The 24163-nt window shown below is 43.6% G+C and carries 23 protein-coding genes and 2 pseudogenes; 15 read left to right on the forward strand and 10 right to left on the reverse strand.

The features are described from left to right. Positions 1-495: 495 nt before the first annotated feature. Positions 496-768, reverse strand: coding sequence for a DUF4177 domain-containing protein (locus EJ419_RS01895; RefSeq protein WP_131283237.1), 273 nt, complete (start codon positions 766-768; stop codon positions 496-498). Between the two features lie 594 nt (positions 769-1362). Between EJ419_RS01895 and EJ419_RS01900 the strand changes: the two genes are divergently transcribed. Next, positions 1363-2715: an MFS transporter gene (locus EJ419_RS01900; RefSeq protein WP_131283238.1), complete on the forward strand. Its 1353-nt coding sequence runs from the start codon at positions 1363-1365 to the stop codon at positions 2713-2715. A gap of 124 nt (positions 2716-2839) precedes the next feature. Here the strand turns inward: EJ419_RS01900 and EJ419_RS01905 are convergent, their stop codons facing one another. Next, positions 2840-3235, reverse strand: coding sequence for a DUF1304 domain-containing protein (locus tag EJ419_RS01905; RefSeq protein ID WP_240680302.1), 396 nt, complete (start codon positions 3233-3235; stop codon positions 2840-2842). A gap of 202 nt (positions 3236-3437) precedes the next feature. On the opposite strand from EJ419_RS01905, the gene EJ419_RS01910 reads away from it, so the two are divergent. After that, a complete protein-coding gene (locus EJ419_RS01910) occupies positions 3438-4628 on the forward strand; it encodes a trans-sulfuration enzyme family protein (RefSeq protein WP_131283239.1) in 1191 nt (396 codons plus the stop codon). 122 nt (positions 4629-4750) lie between these two features. On the opposite strand, the gene EJ419_RS01915 is transcribed toward EJ419_RS01910, so the two are convergent. After that, a complete protein-coding gene (locus tag EJ419_RS01915) occupies positions 4751-6136 on the reverse strand; it encodes an O-acetylhomoserine aminocarboxypropyltransferase/cysteine synthase family protein (RefSeq protein ID WP_131283240.1) in 1386 nt (461 codons plus the stop codon). 179 nt (positions 6137-6315) lie between these two features. On the opposite strand from EJ419_RS01915, the pseudogene EJ419_RS08450 reads away from it, so the two are divergent. Further along, a pseudogene (locus EJ419_RS08450) lies at positions 6316-6687 on the forward strand (DUF488 domain-containing protein); the annotation flags it as partial. Positions 6688-6750: 63 nt separating this feature from the next. Then, a complete protein-coding gene (locus tag EJ419_RS08520; RefSeq protein WP_338068211.1) occupies positions 6751-7344 on the forward strand; it encodes a GNAT family N-acetyltransferase in 594 nt (197 codons plus the stop codon). 90 nt (positions 7345-7434) lie between these two features. Here the strand turns inward: EJ419_RS08520 and murI are convergent, their stop codons facing one another. Together murI and EJ419_RS01930 are read right to left on the reverse strand one after the other, a co-directional pair. After that, positions 7435-8229: a glutamate racemase gene (gene murI / locus EJ419_RS01925; RefSeq protein ID WP_131283241.1), complete on the reverse strand. Its 795-nt coding sequence runs from the start codon at positions 8227-8229 to the stop codon at positions 7435-7437. Next, positions 8219-9076, reverse strand: a complete 858-nt coding sequence (locus EJ419_RS01930; RefSeq protein WP_131283242.1) for a patatin-like phospholipase family protein — start codon at positions 9074-9076, stop codon at positions 8219-8221. The genes murI and EJ419_RS01930 overlap by 11 nt, the downstream gene beginning before the upstream one ends. A gap of 344 nt (positions 9077-9420) precedes the next feature. Between EJ419_RS01930 and dapF the strand changes: the two genes are divergently transcribed. Further along, entirely contained in the window at positions 9421-10374 is a 954-nt protein-coding gene (dapF, locus tag EJ419_RS01935; RefSeq protein WP_131283243.1) for a diaminopimelate epimerase, read from the forward strand. A 172-nt stretch (positions 10375-10546) separates the two neighbouring features. Beyond that, positions 10547-11710: a hypothetical protein gene (locus EJ419_RS01940; RefSeq protein WP_131283244.1), complete on the forward strand. Its 1164-nt coding sequence runs from the start codon at positions 10547-10549 to the stop codon at positions 11708-11710. A 122-nt stretch (positions 11711-11832) separates the two neighbouring features. Here the strand turns inward: EJ419_RS01940 and EJ419_RS01945 are convergent, their stop codons facing one another. Then, positions 11833-12207 (reverse strand): MmcQ/YjbR family DNA-binding protein, encoded by a 375-nt coding sequence (locus EJ419_RS01945; protein WP_131283245.1) that lies wholly within the window; start codon positions 12205-12207, stop codon positions 11833-11835. A gap of 13 nt (positions 12208-12220) precedes the next feature. Then, positions 12221-12841 (reverse strand): vitamin K epoxide reductase family protein, encoded by a 621-nt coding sequence (locus EJ419_RS01950; RefSeq protein ID WP_131283246.1) that lies wholly within the window; start codon positions 12839-12841, stop codon positions 12221-12223. Positions 12842-12908: 67 nt separating this feature from the next. On the opposite strand from EJ419_RS01950, the gene EJ419_RS01955 reads away from it, so the two are divergent. After that, on the forward strand, positions 12909-13775 hold the full coding sequence (locus tag EJ419_RS01955) for a PHP domain-containing protein (RefSeq protein WP_131283247.1): 867 nt from the start codon (positions 12909-12911) through the stop codon (positions 13773-13775). Between the two features lie 97 nt (positions 13776-13872). Here the strand turns inward: EJ419_RS01955 and EJ419_RS01960 are convergent, their stop codons facing one another. Next, positions 13873-14097 carry a DUF3107 domain-containing protein gene (locus tag EJ419_RS01960; protein WP_131283248.1) on the reverse strand — a complete coding sequence of 75 codons (225 nt, stop codon included), beginning with the start codon at positions 14095-14097 and terminating at the stop codon, positions 13873-13875. Between the two features lie 144 nt (positions 14098-14241). Beyond that, positions 14242-16212 carry a phosphotransferase gene (locus EJ419_RS01965; RefSeq protein WP_131283249.1) on the reverse strand — a complete coding sequence of 657 codons (1971 nt, stop codon included), beginning with the start codon at positions 16210-16212 and terminating at the stop codon, positions 14242-14244. Between the two features lie 48 nt (positions 16213-16260). On the opposite strand from EJ419_RS01965, the gene EJ419_RS01970 reads away from it, so the two are divergent. Beyond that, complete coding sequence (locus tag EJ419_RS01970) at positions 16261-18126, forward strand: ATP-dependent helicase (protein ID WP_131283250.1); 1866 nt, start codon at positions 16261-16263, stop codon at positions 18124-18126. 263 nt (positions 18127-18389) lie between these two features. Here the strand turns inward: EJ419_RS01970 and EJ419_RS01975 are convergent, their stop codons facing one another. After that, positions 18390-20267, reverse strand: coding sequence for a zinc-dependent metalloprotease (locus EJ419_RS01975; RefSeq protein WP_131283251.1), 1878 nt, complete (start codon positions 20265-20267; stop codon positions 18390-18392). 301 nt (positions 20268-20568) lie between these two features. On the opposite strand from EJ419_RS01975, the gene EJ419_RS01980 reads away from it, so the two are divergent. The 7 genes and pseudogenes from EJ419_RS01980 to EJ419_RS02010 form a co-directional block, all read left to right on the forward strand. Continuing rightward, positions 20569-21636 carry a YlbL family protein gene (locus EJ419_RS01980; protein ID WP_240680303.1) on the forward strand — a complete coding sequence of 356 codons (1068 nt, stop codon included), beginning with the start codon at positions 20569-20571 and terminating at the stop codon, positions 21634-21636. A 155-nt stretch (positions 21637-21791) separates the two neighbouring features. Beyond that, positions 21792-22205, forward strand: coding sequence for a DUF3052 domain-containing protein (locus EJ419_RS01985; protein ID WP_131283252.1), 414 nt, complete (start codon positions 21792-21794; stop codon positions 22203-22205). 305 nt (positions 22206-22510) lie between these two features. Next, positions 22511-22822 carry a hypothetical protein gene (locus tag EJ419_RS01990; protein ID WP_131283253.1) on the forward strand — a complete coding sequence of 104 codons (312 nt, stop codon included), beginning with the start codon at positions 22511-22513 and terminating at the stop codon, positions 22820-22822. Positions 22823-22858: 36 nt separating this feature from the next. Next, positions 22859-23161 carry a hypothetical protein gene (locus EJ419_RS01995; RefSeq protein WP_131283254.1) on the forward strand — a complete coding sequence of 101 codons (303 nt, stop codon included), beginning with the start codon at positions 22859-22861 and terminating at the stop codon, positions 23159-23161. A 6-nt stretch (positions 23162-23167) separates the two neighbouring features. Next, the gene (locus EJ419_RS02000) at positions 23168-23596 is read left to right on the forward strand and encodes a DUF1310 family protein (protein WP_131283255.1); all 429 of its coding nucleotides are present in this window, start codon (positions 23168-23170) and stop codon (positions 23594-23596) included. Next, positions 23589-23939, forward strand: coding sequence for a hypothetical protein (locus EJ419_RS02005; protein WP_131283256.1), 351 nt, complete (start codon positions 23589-23591; stop codon positions 23937-23939). The genes EJ419_RS02000 and EJ419_RS02005 overlap by 8 nt, the downstream gene beginning before the upstream one ends. Before the next feature lie 13 nt (positions 23940-23952). Next, positions 23953-24163, forward strand: a pseudogene (locus tag EJ419_RS02010) (DUF1310 family protein); the annotation flags it as partial.

The raw sequence follows: 24163 nt of genomic DNA on the forward strand, positions 1-24163 counted from the left end.
GATCAATGAGGTAGACCACGCAATAATGAGGGTGATGGTCGCACTGTAGGTTTCGGATGTCTGACGGATCAATGAGGTAGACCATATTCAATTCCTATTGGTCCAGTTTGTTCTGATTGATATACTCCCTACGAAATGATCCATGCAGCTCTTTTAATTGACCTTCGTATCCCTAAGTATTTCGCTAAGTATTCTTTCAGACTCAGAATTTCAGAGTAAGCAAATGGATACTTTAAAAAATCTAAGATGCAATGCTGCGAGTAAAGCATTCTAGGTATTTTACTCACAGCATTATTCCGTTCAGCGGATTTTAGAACTAAGTAAAGTCGGACTAGTCAATCCGAGAATATGAAAATGAAGAGTGTTTCTTAAGCTCAATACAACAATTTTGCTGGTCAAGAGCATGAACATATCAATTTGACTTTGTGATTTGTAAAGTGCTGACTTATACGCTGTGCTTAAGAAACACTTTCTTCAACTGAACGGAGTCAACTTTTACTGAATAATCTTCTCAAAAACCATTGTAGCTTGAATGCGATCTCCACCGCCAAGACCCTTACTGCCTCCATTAGCTGTGGTAATAGTGTGCAAACGGTATCCTTTTGCTGCTTGATTGTTAATGACCGCCTCAAGTTCGTGCAAATTTCCAGATCCAGTACCAAGCATCTTCTCTTTGAGAGTCACCTGAAGCACAACATAATGGAGTCCATTAATTCCTGAAGCCGTCGAAAAACTACTTTGTTGCTGCATTTCGTCGAAGAAGCCCATATTACCTCCTTTGATAAGTTTGGCTCATTCCTATCTATTAATTAGCATTACTAAGTATAGTAGTGGTTAGCACACAAAATGATGAATATTTCTAACAAATTTGTCGCTATTGAGCACGCCATTCTATAGTTTGACCATCTTACCCTAAAAATATTTATGCGTAGTAAACGTGTACTAAACAATAGAACAGTCGTACTCGTATATACATACGGTTATTTATTGTGGAGTTTCCACATGTTCCATATATTACAAACATATTTGCGTGATGTCGCCGCGATAAAATGCATAAACAAAATCATATAAGCAACCGCGCGAGAATATTGAACGTCACGACATGCAAAAACATTTCAGAGCGATTTTTCTATACCACATGTATTAAAGTTGTAATCGCATTTGGAGAGTAGCGAATCCGAATCTACATCTGACTCTGAGCCCGAATCTGACTCTGAGTTTGAGCCTGGCGTTGATAACGATCTCGACGAGTACTCACCATGTGCACATGACTGAGGTGTGAACATTTGCGCCTAACATGGAACAACACAATTAATCCCACAATTGACAACGACGAGATTATGAGAGGGCAATGGTTGCCTTATGTCACAGCTGACAAGCAGTAACAAGTACGGCAAAACAATATTTCAACGCATCTTCGGTGGGTATGGTGAGTTGCTTAAACTCCCAGGAACAGCGCGCTACGCCATTGGGGCAGTCATCGCGTCAATGCCGTTCCCGATGATTGGCATGTGTATTACGATTTCGGTACAACGCATTTATGGAAGCTATACCTTAGCTGGCACTCTGAGCGCGGTACAAGCAATCTCGTTGGCAATTTTGACCCCAATTCTTGGACGTTTAGTTGACCGGTTCGGGCAAACTCGCGTTTCTATTCCAGTTATCGGCATTTGGATTGTTTCAGCTATTACTTTGATTACGTGCATCCAGCTGCGAGTGCCTCAATGGATTTTGTATATCATCGTCCCATTTATGGCATTTATCCCACCATGGGGAGCGATGAGTCGTTCGCGGTGGACATATTTGCTCAAAAATCAAGAAAACAGTGCAGAGAAAATTGACCGTGCGATGGGCTTTTCATCAGTGCTAGATGAAGCAATGTGGATGATTGGTAACCCTCTATCCTCAATTCTTGCTGTTATTTCAGGAGTTTTGTCATTCTCCTTTACCGGCGTGTGCGTAATTATTGGCGCGATTATGTTTCTATCGGTGCGAGCTGCAGAACCGCCAAGTCAAACAGATTTAGCAAAGCAAGCTGGGATTACCCGTAAAGAGTTCCGCGTTCAGGAAGCTGCGCGAGCAGCGGCTGTTTCCGGAGATGAAGATAAAGCAACTAAGAAAGCTTCAATTTTCTCGATTGGTTTTATTGCTATCTGCGCGACATGGTTTGGATTGGGAGCGTTCCAAGGAGCGAGCGGTATATCTATTATTGCTTTTGCTAAAGAACAAAATGTTCAATCACTTACCGGCTTTGTTTTTGCTTGCTTCTCGTGTAGTGCTCTGATTGGAGCTACTCTCTATGGCGCTAAATCGTGGACTATTCCGCTATGGCAACGATTCTATTTCTGCATAGTAGTTGTTGCTATCGGCTTGAGCTCGTTTATGTTCGCGAGAAATATTTGGACGGTGATGATAATTTATCTGATTATCGGAGTATGCCAATCGCCGACATGGATTAATGGTAACCAAATAATTTTGCATCTCGTACCGCCTGCACGTTTCACTGAAGGTGTGGCGATAATGAGTGCCATGAACGCTATCGGTAGCTCAATTGGCAACTCATTAGCCGGTTACTTCATCGATCAAAATGGTTCGTATGGGGGATTTGTGACGGTTACAGTTCTTGCATTTATTGCGCTCATTCTTGCATTCTCAGGAATTAAGCAAATTCGGGAAGCAACGATGAAGCCAATTCTTGTACATGTTGATGCTTAATATTTAGCCAAAATAAATAACTAATAAGGGGTTTATCGTGAATATTTACGATAAACCCCTCGGTTATTTTAAAAGTGCCTGACGTAATGCGACCGTACTGCTAAAGGATAGTTTCCAATAGGCTTTACAGCACCAATCCCAAAATTACGAATATCAAGCCGATAACTGGAAGCGTGCCTTGCTTAATAGCTGCACTTGCATAAGAGCTATCTTTGAGGACTAATCCCAAAGCCGCGCAGAGCATGGAAGCAACGGCAGCGATGACGAGAGCAGCTCCGACCAATGTCGATCCAAAGATAGCAATCACGATCCCAACAAAAGCCTCAACAGCAAGGAAACCATTATAAAGCCCTTGATTATATGCGTAGAAGCTAAAAGGACGGGCTTCTTCAGGAGTTCCGCCAAATGTTTTACGTGCAAGAGGTCCTTCCCAAGCAAACATTTCCATGTATGCAATCAGAACGTGAAGTGCTCCTGCAAGAGCTGCGAAAATTAAACCAATAATCATAAAAGTATTCATATTAAAAATGGTATATGCAGCTCTACTGTTTTTTGCATGTCGTATCGCCTCGGGCATAACTTAGAAACTCAAGAAAAATTTAAGCATTACGACTTGCAAAAAACCTTGGAGGTCATACGAGTCCATCCTCCCATAACCTGCGATAACTATTTACTATAAGCGCCAAGGCAATTGCCGCTCGCATTCTTGCTAATGTTCTAGCATGACTCATTTTGAAACTCAGCTCGTTCATGGAGCTTCTATTGATGACAATTCAACGCGCGCAGTAAACCCGCCGATTTACAACTCGTCGACGTATGCTTTTGAAACAGTGAAGGAATACCCGAGATGGGATTATGCGCGCTCGGGGAATCCGACACGAGAAGCAGTTGAGAAACAAGTAGCGTTGCTGGAGCACGCATCCGTTGGCTTCGCGTTTTCTTCAGGTCTTGCAGCTATTCATGCGGCTTTTTCGATTTTTAAGCCCGGCGATCATATTATCACTGGTGATAATATTTACGGCGGTACATACTCCATCATTCATGAATATTTTGAGCGGTGGGGATTGACGTTCTCAGAGGCTGATACGACAAATGAAGAAGCGTTGGAGAAAGCATTCGTTGAAGCGGAAGATTCTGGGCATCCTGCTCGTGCGATTTATTTCGAGGTTTTAACGAATCCGTTGCTTAAAGTTTCTGATGTTCGCACTGTGGTACGAGTTGCAAAAAAGCATAATGCGCTGGTGATAATTGACAATACATTCGTTACCCCGTATGGTCAGCAGCCGTTGGATTTAGGTGCTGATATCGTCGTGCATTCTGCTACAAAATATCTTTCGGGGCATTCGGACATCATGGCTGGTGTGGCTGTAACTAACGATGCAGAGCTTGCTCAAAAATTGTATTTCGCTCTCAATCGAGTGGGTGGCGCGCTTTCGCCGCAAGATGCGAATTTGCTCAGACGCGGTATTCAAACGCTTGCCTTGCGTATGGAACGCCACGATTCAAATGCGCTAAAAGTTGCTCAATGGCTTGAAAACAACCAATACGTAACACATGTCAATTATCCAGGTCTGGAATCGAATCAATATCACAAGATCGCATCCGAGCAACTTCGCTCTTATGGCGGAGTGCTATCGTTTGAACTTGACGAAAGAGTTGATGCTGAGAAAATGTTGGATTCGCTCAAATTGTTCACGGTAGCTGTTTCTCTCGGGGCAGTGGAGTCCCTTGCTGAACTTCCTTGCCGTATGACACATTTCGAGCTTCCTCGTGAAGAGCGGTTAAAGCATGGTATAACTGACGGTTTAGTACGCTTGAGTATCGGAATTGAGGATGTTGAGGATATCATCGATGATCTCGATCAAGCAATTCATGCTGCTGTGAGAGAAACTGCTGTACGTGAAGCACTGTGAAGGAAAGCACTGTGAATGAGAGCACTGTGGAAGACTAACAGCTTCTTCGATTCCATCAATAAAACATTTTGTGGCGGCTACCCAGCTTTGAGTAGCCGCCACAAAACGTGTAAAGAGCAACGTTAGTCATTAAATGCGGTAGTTATCGCATTGTCCAAATCAGCGATTAAATCATCAACGTTCTCAAGACCAATGCTCAGACGAATCAGTTGCGGATTCAACCCGTCCTTCTCCCAGAATTCGTACGGAATCTCACGATGTGTTGTGCGCGCCGGATTAACGATTAAGCTTCGTACATCGCCCACATTTGGCACGTATGAGAAGATCCGACATGCATTGATTACACGATTTACACGGTCTTCACTGCCTTCAAGTTCGAATGAGAAAATTGAGCCAATTCCATGTGGATAATATTTTTCTACGAGATCTGCTTGGAAGCTACTAGGCTGATCGGAATAGTTCACGCGGGCTACGTGCGGATTTGAATTCAAATACTCGACAATTTTCCGAGTGCTTGCCACTTGCTTATTCAAACGTTCGGCAATTGTTTCTAAACCGATAATTTCCAGATACGCTTCCTGCGGTCCCAAGACGGCACCAAGAAGTCGGACATATTTTCCCTTAACACGTTGTATAAATGCCTGGTTTCCGTAGACTTCGTTATAGCTTGGAACATGGTCCAACTGGTCGTTATACAAAGTAAATTCCGGTTCATCAAACTGTGGGAAACGATCCGAATGAGTTTGCCAGTCGAAAGTTCCGCCATCTATAATAACGCCAGATACAGCATTAGCATGTCCATTAATTGCCTTCGTTGACGAATAAACAACGATATCAGCGCCATACTTGATCGGCTGAATGAGATAAGGAGTAGGGAAGGTGTTGTCAACGATTAACGGAATTCCAGCAGCATGTGCGATCGACGATACGAGATCCAAATCCGTAATAACGGTACGCGGGTTTGTGACGCTTTCAACGTAGATAGCTTTAGTGTCAGATTTAATTGCGTTACGGAGTTCATCAGGATTATTAATGTCATCAACGAAATCAACTTCTATACCAAATTTCGCGAGGAAATTGACGAAGATGTCCAAAGTTGCACCGTAAATATCATGGTGAGTTACGATACGGCCACCGCCTTCCGCTGCGCACAGTAATGCGTTGGAAATAGCTGCCATTCCTGAACCAACGCAAGCAGCACCTACGCCACTATCAAGTGCAGTGAGACGTTTTTCGAGTATATCGACCGTTGGATTTCCTACTCGAGAATACGTGAAACCGGGCAAACGCCCCTCTGCAATATCGCGACCAGCTTCGGCGCTAGGCATAGTGAATGCGGCTGTCTGATAAATTGGAACCTGAATTGAATCGTGATGTTCGCTAGGATTATAACCAGCATGGAGGCGTTCGGTCTCAAAACTATGCTTCACAGTTATGGAAGATTTTTCCTTTACCTGTGCGGTACGTTCTTGGTTACGGCAGTCGCACTGACAATTTTCCTGTGACATAGATAATCCTCTCGAACAGCGAATAATGTATGTTTTTAATACTGCCTGAATATTGCGTTCGACATCTTCAAAATCTCATACTTTGCTATAGCAGTTACTTATAAATGGCTAGAAATGACTGTAATTTAAGGGATGGAAGGTAACTTTGAAGAGTGCTGAAAATGCCATATAATATATACATGACAGTCGAAATTGCTCTTAAACGCGCATATGCTCCTGCAGATACTCGCGTTGATGGTTATCGTGTACTAGTTGATCGTTTATGGCCTCGCGGTCTTTCTAAAGAAGATGCTGAACTTGACGAGTGGAACAAAGATATAGCTCCTTCTCCAGAACTTCGCACATGGTGGGGGCATAGAGAGGAAGAATATAGCGAGTTTGCTGAGAGGTATCGCGCTGAATTGGATGAGAACCCTCAAGTCGCTCATTTCATTGAATTAATGAAGGAGCATGATGAGGGACGAATTACTCTCGTTTACGGCGCAAAGGACGTGGTTTTTAATCACGCACATGTGTTAAGAAACTATCTTATCGAAGCAACTACTGAGAAGACTGAACCGATTATCAATTCTCGTGGCTTCAAGATCGCGACAATTCCTGCACGCAAGCGCGTTGTGAAGGAATCTGAGAAGAGTGTAGATAGTAGCACGGTACCGGCTGTCACAGCTAATTTGGAAGGTCTTACGTTACGTCGCCTTGATGTCAATGATGCTCAAGCATTGCAATGGATTTCAGCTGTAACATTCGAAGATACCTTCTTGCTCACTGCTGAGCCTCGTGACAATGACGATTTTATCGGGGAAGCCTTTACTCTTGACAATATCAAGAAAGAGTTGAGCGATGACAAGATGCTTCATTTCGCTCTTATCGACGATGCTTCTCAAGAAATCGCTGCGTTTTTGAAAGTCAATCTCATGGGTGCGCAAACAGAAGACGGTCCGGAGATTCCAAAAAATAGTTTGGAAATTCAACGACTTTATGTCATGCCACGCTTTAAGAGGCATAAGCTCGGATCGTACCTCATGCAAAAAGCACACGATATCGCTCATGAGCATAATTGCGAATGGTTGTGGCTCGGCGTCTGGCAATACAATTATGCTGCTCAGCAGTTCTACACAAACTGGGGATTTGAGCGTTTCAGTGAACATGTATTTGCAGTGGGCGATGATCCGCAGATTGACTTCTTGATGAAGAAGAAGCTTATATAAAAAAATCGTTTTTTGCATGTCGTAATGTTTACCCATTTCCGCGAATTCATTTGGAAAACTTGAACATTACGACATGCAAAAAACGATTTTTTATCTCTCCACGAAGTATTCAGCTAGCTCTAGAAGGCGCGGATTCGAAGAAGAATTCGTAAGAGTGATAGTGCCGGTTTTTGGGGAGGGCGGAAGAATCGACCATTCGTTCAATAAATCTTCACGCTTTAATATTTCGTGAAGGTGTCGAGCAGTTCCTTCATTACCATCAACAATCTGGACGTGCGAATCAACGATATTTTCAAAGTATGAACGAAAATACGTGAAATGGGTACATCCAAGCACTATCGAATCGACTGAGTTCATATCATACTGGTCAAGATAGCTATGCAAGGTTTCATAAACGAGTTTAGAGTTTTCAATCTGACCATTTTCAACAATTTCGACCAAGCGTGGGCATGGTTGCTTCTCGATAGTATGAGTTGCAGAAAAACGGTTCATTAATCGAGCAAACTTCTGTTCGCGCAAGGTGAGAGGGGTGGCAGTCACTATAACATGCTGCGGCTCTCCATGACCCAAGTCACAAGCGAGCTTTAACGCCGGCTCCATGCCGATAATAGGGACATCGTAACGTTCGCGCATACTATCTGCTGCAGCAGAGGTGGCCGTATTGCAAGCGATAACGATTGCTTTTGCGCCGTTCTCTATAAGACGATCAGCTGCTGCAAAACTTAATTGCTGTACTTCTTGAGTTGAACGCGTCCCGTAAGGCGCATTAGCAGAATCGCCGAAGAAAATAATATCTTCGTGTGGCATGATTTTATGAATCTCGTTTACTACTGAGATTCCGCCAAGGCCAGAGTCAAATACGCCAATTGGAGAATTATTCGTCATCTACATCGCCTTCAAGAAATTCTTGAACCAACCGTGCTTTTTCTACGCCATCATTGTACATATTAATGAGCCCCTGGCGAGTTTTGGAGAGGGTATTAAGACCGTATGTGTCATCAGGTGCAAGGATTAAGAGTTTGCCTTCATTAGCGAATTGACGCGCTAATTCAATTTGCGCATTGTAAACTTCTGCGCGGTGAAGAAGAGCTTGCCCTATAGCTGGATATGTCTGTTTAAGCACCTGCGCAGGAGCAATATCTTTGCGGGGATCTCGCACGAAATCAATAGGATGTGTGGTAATAAGTACTACCTTGTCACAACCATCAGCAAATGCTCGTTCAACAGGAACCGGGTCAGTTATCCCGCCGTCATAATATGGTACGCCGTCAATCATTACAGGCTGATTTGCCACAGGAACGCATGATGATGCCATGATTATTGAGTAGTCGTCTTGGCTCAAATCTTCTTTGGAAAAATAATGTGCGCATCCGGTTGTTGCGTCACTTGCGATAACAGTGAAACGTGCTGGATTGTTTACCAGCGCAGGATAATTGAGCGGGTATTCGCCGTCACTGTTTGACAATGTTCCATATGCGTAATCAAGCCCCACGAAATTACGATTTTTGAACATATTACGCATCGAAGCATAACGATGTCGAAACGCGTATTCTACGTAAAAACGATAATTACGCTTATATTGCCCCGCTAAAAACGACGAAAGATTGCCACTGCCAGCAGAGATTCCATAGCAATGGTCAAAAGTTATTTCGCTACTCAAAAGACCGTCAAGAACGCCCGCACCGAAAATATCGCGGTATCCACCGCCTACATCAATAATTCCTGTAACCATAATGCTTTCAGTTTAGTGCGACCCCTCCTAAAATGTGTTTCGCGCAGCTTAATTTCGCTCACGCAAGAAATGAGCAGACAGAAATCAGAAACAAAATTCGATAGAGACGGTGAGCGTCAGCGGGGTGGGGCGAGAAAAAGAGAGGATAGTGAAAATGCTTGCTCCCTGGCATATATAAGTCGCGCATAAGGGCGAAATCTATGAATTTGTGCGGATTGATTTGTAAAGACGTTTAAGTGTGCCACGCAGTTTGTGTCGGGGTACGGAGTTTGAAAGTGTGTGCGGGTTGCTCTGAAAGTTGAAAACTATTTTTTGCATTCCGTACTGCGGATAAGATAAGGAGTATGGCATACCCACGAACAGTTATTAAAGCACACGGAACAGGTAATGATTTCGTTATTTATGTAGACGAAACTGGCGAATTCGAGCCAACTACAGAAGAAATTCGTTTTCTGGATGATCGGCATTTCGGTATCGGCGGCGATGGTGTAATTCGTTTGACGAGGCCAGAATTCGTATCAGATATTAGTGAGAAACAAGCGCGAGATTTTCATGAAGCAGGAGCACATTGGTTTATGGATTATCGCAACGCTGATGGTTCTCTGGCGCAAATGTGCGGGAATGGCACGAGAGTAACTGCGGCATTGGCAATGCGAGAAGGGATAACTGAGGCAACTGAGGAAGAACCGTTCGCGCTTGCTACTCGTGCGGGTATCAAGTATCTTACATATTTGGGTGAAGTCGAGGGGCTGGGAACGAACGTATTTAGAATCGATATGGGGCCATGGAAAATCGGTACGATTGATGAATACATGGTTACAATTCCTCGTGGTGGTGAACAGGCCATGGGTACCTTCGTCGATATGGGGAATCCACATGTCGTTACTGTGCTTAGTGAGCCTTTCGACCTTAAGAATATGGCGTCCATGCCTGTAGGAATGCCAATTACGTTGAATGTTAATACAATGCCGGATGTCGAACAGCTCGATTTGAGTGAAACTCCACGAGTTAGTCCTGAACTTCCAGAGGGACAAAATGCTGAATTTGTGCGAATCGATTCCGTTGACAGAAGCCACGATATGGGCGTAGCAACTATGCGCGTTAATGAACGCGGTGCGGGGGAGACCTTGTCATGTGGCACTGGGCTGTGCGCAACCGGCGTCGTTTTAACACAACGAACGAATGTTAAAAATTGGACTATTTCAGTTCCCGGAGGAACGCTGGTTGTGAACGTAGAGAATGACAGAGTCTTGCTTACAGGAGATGCGAAGCTCGTGGCTGAGGTGGAGGTACTATAATTATGATTTTTTGCAAGTCGTATCGTTTGTGGTTTTTGGCTCGATTTGCAAAAGATCAGTGAGCAATACGACCTGCAAAAAATAGATTTTCTAGTACACCACATGTATTCACATTCGTCCACATTCATTTTTTAATGCTTATATACGAATGAATTGATGCGACGATTATGATATGAGTACATCGATATTAGTGAATCTTCCTGGAGAAAAGCATAGGAATGATCGGCGTCGTATCGAACGCAAAGTTCGAAACGGTACGCTTGTACAACCTTTTCCTCGCTCATATACTAGCCGTTATTTGTGGCAAGAAAAGACACGCGATCAAAAAATTCTTGAGCGTATTTACGCAGCTGCTCGGGAACACCCTCATTGGACGGTGAGTTCAGTGTCCGCTGCTGCATTATATGGGGCAATCGTCTGGCCATATTTTCACAAGCGAATCCACTTCGCGGTCGACGATCATACCGCCTCTACTCGGCGTCTTAATTACCCTATTCGTTTTCATTACATTAAGAATTGCCGTATTTTTAAGAGATTTTTGGCCGAATATGACATAGCTCCTCATAGGGAAATTATTGCTGATTCTCGATCAATCGTGCGAAACTATCGACCGCTTACAGACACATATGCATTGCTTAATGGAGTTCTCGTAACTTCAGTTTTGCAAACTATGTTTGATTGTGCGAGAATGCTGCCGTTTAGATTTGCGCTCATGATTGCAGATTACTTGGCAAAACTATTTCATCTAACACGTCGCGATATCAATAGATTTTTATACAAACGAAAGAAGTGTTGGAAAATCAAATACGCGACTTTCGTATTGGGTTTTGTTAATCCGCGGTCAGAAAATGGAGGAGAATCATTTAGCCGAGCGAGGATAATTGAGGGAGGATTCCGAGTTCCTATGATTCAAAAGATACTACGAAATCCTTTTTATGATCCAAATAGAAAATCATCAACTTTGCAGAATACGCGAACTCTTCGTCCAGATTTTCTATGGGAAAATGCGTCATCTTCAAAAACTAATTTTCCGCATATCGTGGCTGAATTAGACGGTCAGAAGAAGTACGTTGATAAGAAAATGTTAGCTCATGTAGGTGCTCATGATGTTCATGATGTCTTAATGCGGCAGAAAGATAGAGAATCTGCGTTGATGAGTTTAGGCTATTTTGTTGTAAGATTTCAGTTTTCTGAGGCAAAGGAAGCAGGAGGAAGAGCTTTGTGGGCTAAACTTCGTCTTGCTGGTGTTCCTTTGGCTAGTCCACTTCAACTTTGGAAACGAAAAAATTGGCTTGCGAGGAATTTGAGTTCGCGAACATTGATGAGACTTGAATAAGGTATAGAAGAGGATGAAGGAATAGATAAAATACGATTTTTTGCATTACGTACCGGAAAATGATTATTTAGAGCAGATAGAATTGCTGCTTACGATACGAAGTGCAAAAAATCGTAGATGGTTTACTTATCACTCGCCTTCATAGTCAACTCGAAGCTTTGCTCTACCATATCCTCAATTTGTTTATCTGGGACACTACCATCAAGTAGCACCGTAATCCAGTGCGTTTTATTCATGTGGTAGGCAGGAACAAACCCGGGCTGGGATGCAAAAAAGTCAACGTCGAGCGGATTCGCTTTAAGATTTACTGCATCAACCAAATCAGTACTATCACTTGCGCCAAGAGTTGCGAACGGGAGTGTCATAACAAGGTCAAACCATGTTCGCGAGTATTCATGACGGAGTACTGCAAATGAGGGATGTGAAATCCATGGATAGTCAATTTCGCATTCGAAGTATTCGCGGACATAGCGCTTAAGAGTTTCTGCATTGTACATGTTTTTTAAGAATCTACGAAAGTAAAACTGCGCCGTACTTCGATACGACTATTGCGGCAAGGACAAGGAAAATAATTAAATCGATGAGTAAATCGATATTGAGATGGAAGTACGATTTTAGAATTTTTGCATTTCGTTCCGAAGACGGAATACCTTGAATCGCATAAACCCCGTGAGAATGCGATACGACCTGCAAAAAAGTGGAGAGGAGCAGTCCCATACACCAAGGGCATAGTGCTTCAATCACAAAGACGCTCTGAGAGAATAGCCACAACGCATACGCGAAAGCGAAGAGATTTCCAATCCAAGCTGCGATGGTAAACCATTTTGGTAGCTTGACTCGGGAAAGACCTAGCACGGCGACTGTGACGAAGACGGATTCAGCTGCGATTCCGAAGAATGCGTTGGGGAAACTCAACCCTGCGAACTTGATAAATTCAGCCTGCCACGAGTTCGCCACAGTACTACACGATACGACAGAATTCACATCGCATGCTAAAGCGTTCTGAGGATTTCGAGCAAGCTGTAGCGTTTCTGCGCTCAAAATAAATGAGATGAAAAGTGCAGCAACAGATGAAAAAAGCATGACTAAATAGATCCACGTTGATGAATGACGCCATCCTGAGAGTTTCATATTCCACCTTTCGTTATGGCTCAGTTTACGATGGAAGTATGACGGCGACACATTTGAAGGAGAATTTATGAAGGGTTGGGATTTGCATTGCCACACCGTTTTCTCAGATGGGACATATTCTCCAACGGAATTGGTTCGTATTGCTAAGAAAGAAGGATTACAGGGTATCGCTATTAGTGATCATGACACTATTGCAGGGTGGGATGAAGCAAAGAAAGCCGCGATAGTCGAGGATTTTCCTGTAATTCGTGGAACAGAGATTACTAGTCAGCATGATGATAAGAACCGGCATGTGAGCGTGCACGTGCTGTCTTATTTGTATGATTGCGAAGATGAACACGTTCTGAATTTATATGCTCAAATGCGCAAACGGCGCCTTGAACGAGCTCAACTGATGGTAGAAAAACTTTCTCAAGATTTTCCAATTACATGGGAGTCTGTTCTTGAGCAGGTTCATGAAGGAGATAAGACAACCGTTGGCCGTCCGCATATAGCTGATGCTCTCGTGGCTGCAGGGATATACGAGAACCGTTCGTTGGCGTTCGCCGGCGCAATTTCTGCGAAGAGTCCGTATTATATTCCAGTTCTATCTCCGAATGTTGCTGATGTAATCACAGCTTTAAAAAATGCTGGAGGAGTAGTCGTACTCGCTCATAGCGGAGCGACCAGTCGCAATCGTCAACTGTTGAGTGACAACGATATCGAATTTTTTGCAAAAGAGTGCGGTCTGGATGGTCTTGAGATTTTTCATCGCGATAATTCAGCTGAACAGCGAGCCCGTTTGTCAACTCTCGCTGATCGACTCGGTTTATTGAAAACTGGAGGATCAGATTGGCATGGGCTTGGTAAGCCAAATAAGCTAGGGGAGAATACCACAGACAACGAAACCGCCATGGAAATTATCCATCGCGGTCGTATACGGCTACTGCCTTAAAAATAAAAATTGTTTTTTGCAGGTCGTACTGCCGGTGACTATGAATTCGTCATTGATGTTTTACGAAACCGTACGACCTGCAAAAAACAATTTTTATTTACAAAGCCCCAAATCCTACAGGGCGGGCTGTTTCAGAACCTACAATTGCATATGCTAAAGTACTTGCAGGTACGACGATGACACGGCCCTTCTTTTCTGTAATTTTAAGGGTTTCGTGATTATTAATTGCCTTATCAACTTTCTTGCTGACTTCTTCTGCAGTCTCGTCAGTATCGACGGTGATAATCTTCGATACGTGTTGGATGCCAATTTCTACAAGCATAATTGTTCCTTTCGTCCTTTCGCGTGCATTTTTTGCATACATCAAAACGCTATGGTTTGCATGAGTGTATGTATCAACTTATGCAAACCGCCTTCACTATGCAAGCTATAAAAGCTATACAAGTACTATAAGCGAGTTTATCAATTATTCGTCATCGCGGTCGATTTTTTCTTGGGCAGCGAAGACAGTAGTTTCGATATCGTCTTGAGCGATGGCCGATTCGCCGGTATTGTCTTCAAACACACCATCTTCGAAAGTGTTGCCCTCAGACACTCTTCCATTAACCGTGTCGCCATTAGCTGTGTCATCATTGAATGTATCATCACTCACATCATTTAAGCGTGATGAATGCTCAACATCGTCCAATACGAAACCGTTTGAATCAACGCGCACATAGCTACTTTGCGCAGTATAAGCGATGCCCTCTGAATACGCTTTATAGGTTGCTGATTCTTGAGCATGAGCGGCTGCGGTGGCAGCTGATTGAGCCTGCATAGCTATAGTTTCTTCGTTCGCGACGAGAGACTTGCTTTCGGTATATGATTTCGATTGAGCGATTCGTGAAACATCAGAAACGTCAGCAGGTTGCTCTGTATGCGCATCATACGTAAACGATAAGGAATTGACTTCATCCGCAACAGCATCAGCATCTGTTAATACCGGGTTGTTTTGAGAAACTTCCGTAACATGAGACGGGGAAGTGAATGTAAAACTTTGGGATTGGCTTGGGGCTAGATTCCAGTTTTTGCGGGGTGAATCAGCAGTTGAGCCAGCAGTAGTGCGAGATGAATTCTTCTGATTTTCGTCAGAGCGGGAACTATCTGTCAGATGAGCAGTCGCATCGGATCGCATTGGTGGGGTTGGAACATTAACAGGGCTGTTAATCGTTGAATCGGAGTCGTCGCTCATTTCTGCGCGAACTGGAGCTTGATCTCGAACCGGTGTTTGATTCGCATATATCGAATCATTACGTGCTACGAGGGTGTGATCAGAAGATGTTGATGGTGATACCCGCATACCAGAATCAACTACAAAACGTGTATGAGCTGCTTTACGAGAATTGCCTCCACGAGCACGAGTTTCAGCCTTTCCTTGGGCAGCGTCTGGATTCTGTAGTAAATCACCCACCGTTAGCGTTGATTTCTTTTCAAGAGGTTTACGACGAGGATTATTCTTCGCAATTTGGTGAGCCAATGAATTAACTTGAGACTTGAATGCAAGAATTTTTGCAGTATCTGCATTGGTCAGTGCTCGCATATATTCGCCGACTTGCTCCATTTGAGTCCACAGGCCTGCACGGAGCCAAATCATATTGTCAAGTCGATTTCCCATAACTCGACTGTATGCGGCGATAAACGCGTCACGGCGAGGTTTGTCTAGATGCGTAAACACCCAAGCCAAATCGCGTGCTGGATCGTTTATTTGCATATTTTCCCAATGTCGAATTGCACTTACAGAGTTCGACAAGAAAAGTATATCGCCGTCTGTCAGTCCTCCATGAACTGGGCATGAGGTAAAGTTCCACAGACCTTCGGTCGCGATAATTTCCTTCCAATTGTCGATAATTTCTGAAGGAATATGACCTGCTTCTTCGAGGTTACGAATCCATGAAGTGAGTTGATTTTGAATGTCTAACGCTGAGTATGAGCGATATTTAGCAGCCTTTAAAAATCCTGGTCGCATGCGATGAATTGCTGCAATAGAAGTACCAGCTGCAGTACATTGTTGAGAAGTCAAATCCGTCAAATGTACAGCATCCCCATCGATGTGCGTTGATATAAACACTGCATTATCGCCTGTTGCATCCTGAGCACTATCGCCTGGAAGATACAACGTATAATTTTCGAGCGCGAAGCTTAATCCAACGGGTCCTTTAGAGCGTGATAATACGTATGCCGCGCGAGCTCTGTCTTTGAGCAACGACTTTCCATCAGTGCTAGATGTGACGCTAACATCATATTCGATTCCCTCAACGCTTGTAATGACAGCGGTGACGATGTCTTTGCGATCGCCACTCATCAGGAATTGTTCAGATCCACGAGTAGTAGCGACAGATAGTTCTGGCATAGCAGCTGAAGCGAGGGCTGCGATTTCTAATACGGAACGTTGACTCACAAAATCAAGAATAATACAGAAGCTATATGTTGTGTACTATTGGTGTGTATGATAGACTCCATTCGCGAAAACGACAGCGAAGCAAACGACGGCGAAGCAAACAACGGCGAAGTAAACGACGGCAGTACAGATTATGGCAGCCATAACGATGCAATAGATGACACGCATCATGCAATCTCAAACTTTGGTACTGCTCAAAGTGATGGCCTCAATCACGATGGCTTATATCGCGATGACTTGAATGGCGATAATTTACGCTACCATGCCCCACAAAAGAGCGGTTTGCAAAGGATTGCCCCACAACAAGATAGCTCACAGCAAGTTATCCCACAGAACGCTGTTCTAGGGCAAAGAGTGAATTTGGAGCATAGAAACAGTTCAGATGAACGTGTGCAACGAATTCTTAACGGCTTGGATGACAATCAGCGTACAGCAGCCTTAGCCTTATCAGGTCCCGTTCGCATCGTAGCAGGCGCAGGCTCGGGAAAGACCCGAACGATTACTCGCAGAATCGCATACGCGTGTGCGAGCAAAGAATGGAATCCAGATGCAACATTAGCGGTGACATATACTAATAAAGCTGCGAATGAGATGAAAAATCGTTTGGCGACATTAGGTGTATATGATGTTCATACAAGTACATTCCATTCGGCAGCGTATTCGCAATTGCGACGAGCGTGGCGAATATTAGCGCATCAAGATTCACCTGAAATTTCATCTGATATGGATGTATATGCTCATGCGGCATTAACCCATGTTTTGCAGTACAGCGATTATACCGATGCGGAAGTGAGAGATATTATTCAAGAAATTTCTTGGATGAAAGTTAATTTGATCGCTTATGAAGATTATGAACGAATAGTTAACGCAATTAAGCATCCTCTTCCGCTTGATTTAGAGCCTGAGCAAATGATGAAAATTGCTCGCGATTTTGAAGCTGAAAAGCGTCTGCACAATGTCATCGACTTTGATGATTCGTTGTTGCTGCTATCGCATATTTACGAACTGTATCCCGAATTAGCAGAAGATTTTCGTCAAAAGATGCGACATATTACGATTGATGAATATCAGGATGTGTCAGCTCTCCAGCACAGAGTTCTTACACAATGGCTAGGGAGGAATCGTGATATATGCGTTGTGGGCGATCCTGCTCAGACTATTTACTCTTATGCAGGGGCATCAAGCTATTATTTGATGAATTTTGCACAAGAATTTGCACCAGTTTCACTCGACATAGAGCTCAATCATGATTACCGTTCGAGCGGACACATTGTCGATTACGCGAATGCAGTTTTGGAAAATTCTGTAAATTCGGCCGAATATATTCATCTTGAAACTGACAATGATGCGGGCCCTCAGGTACATATTGCAAAATTTGGGCATGATGATGAAGAATTTGCAGGAATTGCCTCGCGCATACACTGGCATATCCAACGTGGAACGAAGATAAATGATATAGCTATTTTGACTCGAACTCGTGCCCGCGCTCGCGATATAGCACGAATTTGTCGCGGACAAGGTCTCACGGTGAATCTCAAGCTGGATAATGATAGCGTCGTCCTTTCGGGTGAGAAAGATGAAGATTCATTGACTATCTCAACCATTCATGCATCAAAAGGTCTTGAATGGGACATGGTTTTCATTCCGGATTGTTTCGAAGGAAATATTCCGTTTAATCCGAACATTGCTACTGATCTCTCTAGTGAACGGGACGAAGAAGGAATGGAATATCAGGAACATATCGAAGAGGAGCGTCGAATTTTTTATGTTGCTCTTACGCGAGGAATCCGTCAAGTGTATTTGTGCTTAGCCGATCGCGCATTTGAGAACGGTTATGGGTCGGCACGTACAGTGAGTAGATTCGTGCGTGAAGCTCATAACGCCGTACGACGCGCAAAGCGACACTCAGCTTAGATGCTGCTGAAAGTTAGTCTTACCATTATTAGTTTTTGATGAGATTAGGGTGTGGTGAGATGATGTTGGCGATGCGTACTTTCAGTACTCTGTCTGCATAGCTGGCTTAGCGGTAGGAATTGATGAAAACACGATAAAAGAGAAAGACTCCTATTACGATTAGATAGGAGCCTTTATGAGTCTTCAATTAAGAGCGCATAAGAATGCAGTGTATCTGACGGTGTTGTATCGTTGCGAGGAACGACACAACACCGTCTTAAACTTTAATTTTCTGGGGTCTCGTTGTCTGAGCCAGGTGTGCTGCCAGAATTTGTTGGACCGTCATAGTTCGTCGCATCTTTAGAGCCAGACACATCTTCAGAACCAGATGCACCGTCAGAATCAGACGACCCATCAGCATCTTCAGCGGATTTCTTTTCATTCTCAGTTTCCATCAAATGAGCTAACTCACTGTCCCAATCAATTGATGAGCTGAAGGCGCTTGATTGTGATTCTGTAGAGTGATGAGCCGCAGCCTGGTCTGCTGCTGGCTGTCCCGTCACGAGTTTCGCTGGCTGTGACGGTTGTGCTTCTGACTGTTGATTTAAATCCTCGTGTGAGGTGGATTGATTATCCGCATCCTGATGTGAAGAGTCTTTCTGAACAGATGACACTGGATTCTCTTGCGAGCTACGGTGTTGTGGATCATCTTGCACATCATCAATATCGCCGAAGAGCTGCGCATTGAGTTCATCGAATGATTCGTCGTTGAGTAGTGAATCATTTTTAGACTGTGAAGCATTACGCAAATCGCGCATAACATCATCTGCGAGTACAGGTAAACTATCCGGGTGCTGCCAGCGGGCATCTCGGCCGTCAACGCCTTCTGCAAGGGTAATGGTTTCCCACATCTCGCTAGCTTCACGAAGTTTACGAGGATGAAGATTAAGGCCAACCAATGCTTCAAAGCTTCGTACAGCAGTACCGCCAGTAATTCTCTCACGACGTTGCATTTCGCGTAATTGCTCCATATGTGGCAAATATGGTATTCCAGCACGCCATACGACACAATCAACCCATCCCTCGACGAGAGCTAGTAATGTTTCCAAGCGTTGTAGAGCTTCTCGTTGCTCAGGAGTGTCAGACATACCGACTTTACTTAAGTTAACTGCGCCTGCAATCGATTCAGGGTTCATCGCTTGCGCTTCGCGTAACTCTTGTTCCATAGCATCTAAATCTATGCTGATCGAACGAGCATATTTCGAAATTAACGCCTTAAACTGTGGCATAAGCCAAGGCACGTTATGGAATAAACGAGCGTGTGCGCTTTCCACGAGAGTAAGATAACGTAGAACTTCAGACTCATCTATTTCAAGTTTCTTTGCATAGTCTTTAACATTTTCAAGAACGATTCCGCCTGAAGGATTGCCCGTTAAATCAATTATTTGGTCATATGTACCACGAACGTCGTGTGATAGGGAACCTGCTGCGGAACCAAATTGCATAGCATAGGATGTATTACCTAACACTTGCATAAGCTTGCCTGGGTTTTTTAAATCATCTGGTAAAGGAATATTTACTGGTCCTGCAAAGAGACCTGCGACCTCGCCATCAATTTGGGCATCTCCGAAACGTTCCATAAAGACAGTGGACATAGCCTCGTTCATAGAAGCAGCAACTGGAGTAGCAAAATCAATCCACGCAGGCAAAGTTGCATCAACCCACTCGACTCGTGTGTATACACTAATTGGTTCGGAAGCCGGAACAAGATTAGTGACTGAATCAAGCCATAAATTCGTCTCTGAAGCAGCCGAACGTACTTCTTGCGCTTGCGAGGCGGTGATGACTGTTATATCTTCACCCTCGCGTGCGCGTTGCTGTGCAATTGATTTCGCAAGACGTCGATTAATTGGCCCCGATGATAGTGTTGACTGAATATCATTGAGGGAATTCATACCACTTTCGGTAAAAGCTTGCATTAGCGATTGCACTTCGTGTGGATTAGGAAGCCCCTTCATTCCTTGACTAAGAAGCTGCTCGCGCATCTGTTCAGGAAGTTCTTGGAATTGTTGCCATGCCATTTCGCCCTCAAAAGGCCCAAATGACTCAACCATCCACTTATGTAGTTCTTCTTCACTCATGCCGTCGTTCATAGTATCCATTCTCGAGAAAAATCCTAATTCACAATCATATTGGACATATGAGCGAAATGCATAACGGTTTTCATTATGCGCACATATTTCATGCGCTCAGCGTATTCGAGGTCTTTCTGCGGGATTGAATTTGATAAATGTCGGTTGAGTATGAATCATTTCTTGAATCAGTACGAATATGACCACACACGAAACTAAAACTTCTCACATTTACCAAGTCGTTGTGCTACATTCAAAAGTAGATATGACATAAAACTGCTGGGCGAAGTATGATTTTTGCAACTAACAGCAGTGAGGTAGTAGGAAAATTATGGATACAAATTCGAGTGCTGATAAGCCTGAAAATGCTGAAGATAAAATCGACACTTTGGCAGAAACGACAACGGGAAATGAAGCAAAGAAAATGGCATTTTTCCCTGTTCCGAGTACGCAGAATAATTCGTTTGTCAGTAGTGGTGGTCACAGTAGTGAAAACGAGAGCGACAATGCAAGCGAACACAGTAGCGACCCTACGAGTGAGGGCAGTAGTCCTAGAAACACGACGCGTATTCCTAAAAAGAATCGACGATTGCTTCTTGCAGTAGTTTCTATCATTCTTCTTGGTTTCATGCTTGCTTCGCCAAGCCCATTTGCTATTGAAATGCCAGGCCCGACAGCAAATGTAATGGGCGATGTTAGCACTGACTCAGATACCAAGATGATAGATATTTCTGGAATTAAGACGTATAAGGATAAAGGTGAGATGCGTCTCGTTACTGTATCAGCTACCGGTGTGCCTGGGTATAGCGTGCCAACTGCTATGGCCATCTATGCATGGTTTAATCCTCAGATGGCAGTGCTTCCACAAGAAGCTGTTTATAGTGTTGATACTACGGCTGATCAGTATGAAGAAGAGGGAAATAATGAAATGTCGCAGGCGCAAAATTCGGCTATTAAGGTTGGACTTTCTTTTGCGCACGATAAATTAAATATTGATACGTCAAAAGCAAAAGTCGATATTAGTGTAGACGACATCGGTGGTCCATCGGCAGGAATGATGTATACCTTGGGGATTGTTTCAAAACTTACACCTGTGGATGAAGCTGGTGGAAAGATTATCGCTGGTACGGGCACGATTGAAAGTGATGGTTCAGTAGGTAGAATTGGCGGAATTCAGCTTAAGATGATTGGAGCCCAGCGAGATGGTGCCCAATATTTCATTGCCCCTCAAGGAAACTGCGACGAAGTAGTAGGACATGTTCCACAAGGACTTCAAGTATTTGCTGTCGACAACATTGATGAAGCGTATGAGACTTTAGTTTCAATCGGCAAGGGTGAAACGAGTGCTTTACGCGGATGCTCAGTGGAATCGAATGCTACGAAAACTGGTAAGGAATAGGCATATCACAGTAGCGCATTTCAGAATGAAGAATTACTGAAAATCGACAAGAATAAACAAAATCGATATCGAAATATTAAGGAAAATATTAGGGAAAACACAGCCAACATGGGCAAAGTTGTCGATTTCTCCCAGTGATTTGTTATGCTCAAGATGTGTCTAATACAGAAAAGGAAGCACAGGAGTTCGGTTTCCAGCCAGGAGATGTAGTACAAGAATGGCTGTGGGACGACGATGTAGATGAAAATTTGCGTTCTCTCTTAGAAGAGTACCTTGGTGAGGAACTCGTCGATGAGGAATACGATTCAAGCGTTGATGGCGTCATATTGTGGTGGCGCGATGGCGATGATGAGGATGAACTTGCGGATACTATTATGGACGCAATGTCATTGCTTAATGAAGGATCACCATTCTGGGTCTTCACGCCAAAGCCAGGTCGTGAAGGAGCGATAGGTCCAAATACCTTGCAAAATGCTGCTAAGACAGCTGGCATGAACGCAGCTACTCCTGTAACAGTCGGTCCAGATTGGAATGGAATTCAGCTTCGTGCATTTGGTCGCGGTCGTTAAAGATCTGCGCATAGCAAAGCTATAACTGTTAAGGTATTGACAGAATAACAGTCCAATTATTGGAAATTATGTATTCGTTGTGACTTTAGCGGGCGAAACTATAATAATCGATAACTGCGCAATGGAGTGGTATTTTCTTACTTAATCAATTCAAAGCGTCCCAGATGGGGCGCTTTGATGCGTTGTAGAGAACATTTATGAGTATAAGAATATTAGCCTTCTCAGTAATTGGGATTCTTTACTCATAACGTTATGGGCAAGAGTAAATTGGAAATAGACGAATTCAGGATATTGAGGGGCTCATATTGGAATCTGCGGATCAGCTGCGTCGGGATCAACGCCTAGCTCAGGCTCGTTTTGAAGAGAAACGAGATGCTTTACACGAGGAGCAGTATCAGATTGATACTCAGATGAGTGAATATGCGGAAGCAGCAATCTGGTATGTACAGCATCATGCGGTCCACGAAAATGACTTTACACACAAGATAACGTCCATTACGAGAGAAGCTGAGCGTGACTTAGATGCCCGAATGAGAACAGCAATTCATGAGATTGATAATGATGAAGATGAAGTTCAAGCGTATTATCATAAGAAATTGAGAGATTTAGAAGAATAGTTTTTCTTGCTTGAAAGAAAGAGGGGAGTCTCAATTATGGCTACTACTAAACAAACATATAGTAGCTCTGCTGATGGAGGAGAAGAGTCGACAGAGTTGCTGTGGCAGCTGAATCATTTATTGAGCGAAGTATACATCCCTGTTATTCAAGATATTTTAGACTCTACAGTAGCTGAATTTAAGCATAAAGCAGGCGAGTATAGCAAGGAAGCAAAAGCGAATATACATAATGATATGCAACAGATGGACTCAGCGATTAAAGGCGAATGGTCTCATAGTATCAAGGACAGTGTGAATCAGCATGCTAAACAGCTTGATTCTATTGGTAAAGGTGCGTAATGAGTTATGGCTTTTAAGAGTTTTGTGCGTAAATACCGTGTTGTTTTGATTGTGTTGACTGTTGTTGTGTTTCTTACGGGGGTGGTTTTTGTGCCTGGTTTGGTTGAGAAGGGCTATATGTATTCGGTGGTTACGGGAGCTGAAGGTAAGCAGCTTATTGAGGATGAGTTGCGTTCTGCAGATCCGAACGCATTTACTGCTAAGGGGCGGATTAAGTCGTATCGTATTTTGACCGATACGATTGAGCATAACCCTATGGGAGGGATTATGGTAGATGTTGAGTTTAATAATGATCCTGATTTGTGGGTGACGATGCTTTTTGAACGGGACAATGCTGCACGAACTCTTGAGGTGTATGAATTTCATTATTCGAATAAAGCAGATCGCTTATACGATGATTTAGGAGCTGGAGGCGAACCTATTACTTATGAATAATATTTCGGAGAAGGATCGTGTAGATATCGCTCGAATCGAATACGATAATTACACAAAAATAGACGTGCAGCATCACAAGCCGATTAGATTTGGGGAGAATGGGCATAAAAAACTTCTTGGCACCCTTGACAAGGTTGTTGATGATAAGTCTACGGGTTTGAGGATGTATGTGGTCAAGACGGATGATAAGCATTATTCTGTGTTGTTTCGTGGTTCTGAGTCTCCGGGTAAGGATGGTTGGCAGAAGGATTGGTTGGATAATGATGTGCCGATGGTTGATAAGATTCTTACTGGTGGTAAGGGTGTTACATCTCAATTGAGCGCAGCAGCTGTACAGTTATAGAAGGTGATGAGTTATGGCTTTTAAGAGTTTTGTGCGGAAATACCGCGTTATTTTGATTGTTTTGACTGTTGTTGTGTGTGTTGTGGGGGTGGTTTTTGTGCCTGGTTTGGTTGAGAAGGGTTATATGTATTCGGTGGTTACTGGTAGTGAGGGGAGGAAACTTATTGAGGATGAGTTGCGTTCTGCAGATCCGAATGCGCTGACTGATAAGGGGCGAATTAAAT

The organism is Alloscardovia theropitheci, assembly GCF_004332295.1.
Classification (GTDB): Bacteria; Actinomycetota; Actinomycetes; order Actinomycetales; family Bifidobacteriaceae; genus Alloscardovia; species Alloscardovia theropitheci.

Bases quoted from the DNA above. Each gene is read 5' to 3' on its own strand.
- EJ419_RS01895 (WP_131283237.1), bottom strand. From the start codon at position 768: ATGGGCTTCTTCGACGAAATGCAGCAACAAAGTAGTTTTTCGACGGCT.
- EJ419_RS01950 (WP_131283246.1), bottom strand. From the start codon at position 12,841: ATGAAACTCTCAGGATGGCGTCATTCATCAACGTGGATCTATTTAGTC.
- EJ419_RS01900 (WP_131283238.1), top strand. From the start codon at position 1,363: ATGTCACAGCTGACAAGCAGTAACAAGTACGGCAAAACAATATTTCAA.
- dapF (WP_131283243.1), top strand. From the start codon at position 9,421: ATGGCATACCCACGAACAGTTATTAAAGCACACGGAACAGGTAATGAT.
- EJ419_RS01905 (WP_240680302.1), bottom strand. From the start codon at position 3,235: ATGAATACTTTTATGATTATTGGTTTAATTTTCGCAGCTCTTGCAGGA.
- EJ419_RS01915 (WP_131283240.1), bottom strand. From the start codon at position 6,136: ATGTCACAGGAAAATTGTCAGTGCGACTGCCGTAACCAAGAACGTACC.
- EJ419_RS02000 (WP_131283255.1), top strand. From the start codon at position 23,168: ATGGCTTTTAAGAGTTTTGTGCGTAAATACCGTGTTGTTTTGATTGTG.
- EJ419_RS01975 (WP_131283251.1), bottom strand. From the start codon at position 20,267: ATGGATACTATGAACGACGGCATGAGTGAAGAAGAACTACATAAGTGG.
- EJ419_RS01910 (WP_131283239.1), top strand. From the start codon at position 3,438: ATGACTCATTTTGAAACTCAGCTCGTTCATGGAGCTTCTATTGATGAC.
- murI (WP_131283241.1), bottom strand. From the start codon at position 8,229: ATGACGAATAATTCTCCAATTGGCGTATTTGACTCTGGCCTTGGCGGA.
- EJ419_RS01980 (WP_240680303.1), top strand. From the start codon at position 20,569: ATGGATACAAATTCGAGTGCTGATAAGCCTGAAAATGCTGAAGATAAA.
- EJ419_RS01930 (WP_131283242.1), bottom strand. From the start codon at position 9,076: ATGGTTACAGGAATTATTGATGTAGGCGGTGGATACCGCGATATTTTC.
- EJ419_RS01970 (WP_131283250.1), top strand. From the start codon at position 16,261: ATGATAGACTCCATTCGCGAAAACGACAGCGAAGCAAACGACGGCGAA.
- EJ419_RS01945 (WP_131283245.1), bottom strand. From the start codon at position 12,207: ATGTACAATGCAGAAACTCTTAAGCGCTATGTCCGCGAATACTTCGAA.
- EJ419_RS01955 (WP_131283247.1), top strand. From the start codon at position 12,909: ATGAAGGGTTGGGATTTGCATTGCCACACCGTTTTCTCAGATGGGACA.
- EJ419_RS01995 (WP_131283254.1), top strand. From the start codon at position 22,859: ATGGCTACTACTAAACAAACATATAGTAGCTCTGCTGATGGAGGAGAA.
- EJ419_RS01940 (WP_131283244.1), top strand. From the start codon at position 10,547: ATGAGTACATCGATATTAGTGAATCTTCCTGGAGAAAAGCATAGGAAT.
- EJ419_RS01960 (WP_131283248.1), bottom strand. From the start codon at position 14,097: ATGCTTGTAGAAATTGGCATCCAACACGTATCGAAGATTATCACCGTC.
- EJ419_RS02005 (WP_131283256.1), top strand. From the start codon at position 23,589: ATGAATAATATTTCGGAGAAGGATCGTGTAGATATCGCTCGAATCGAA.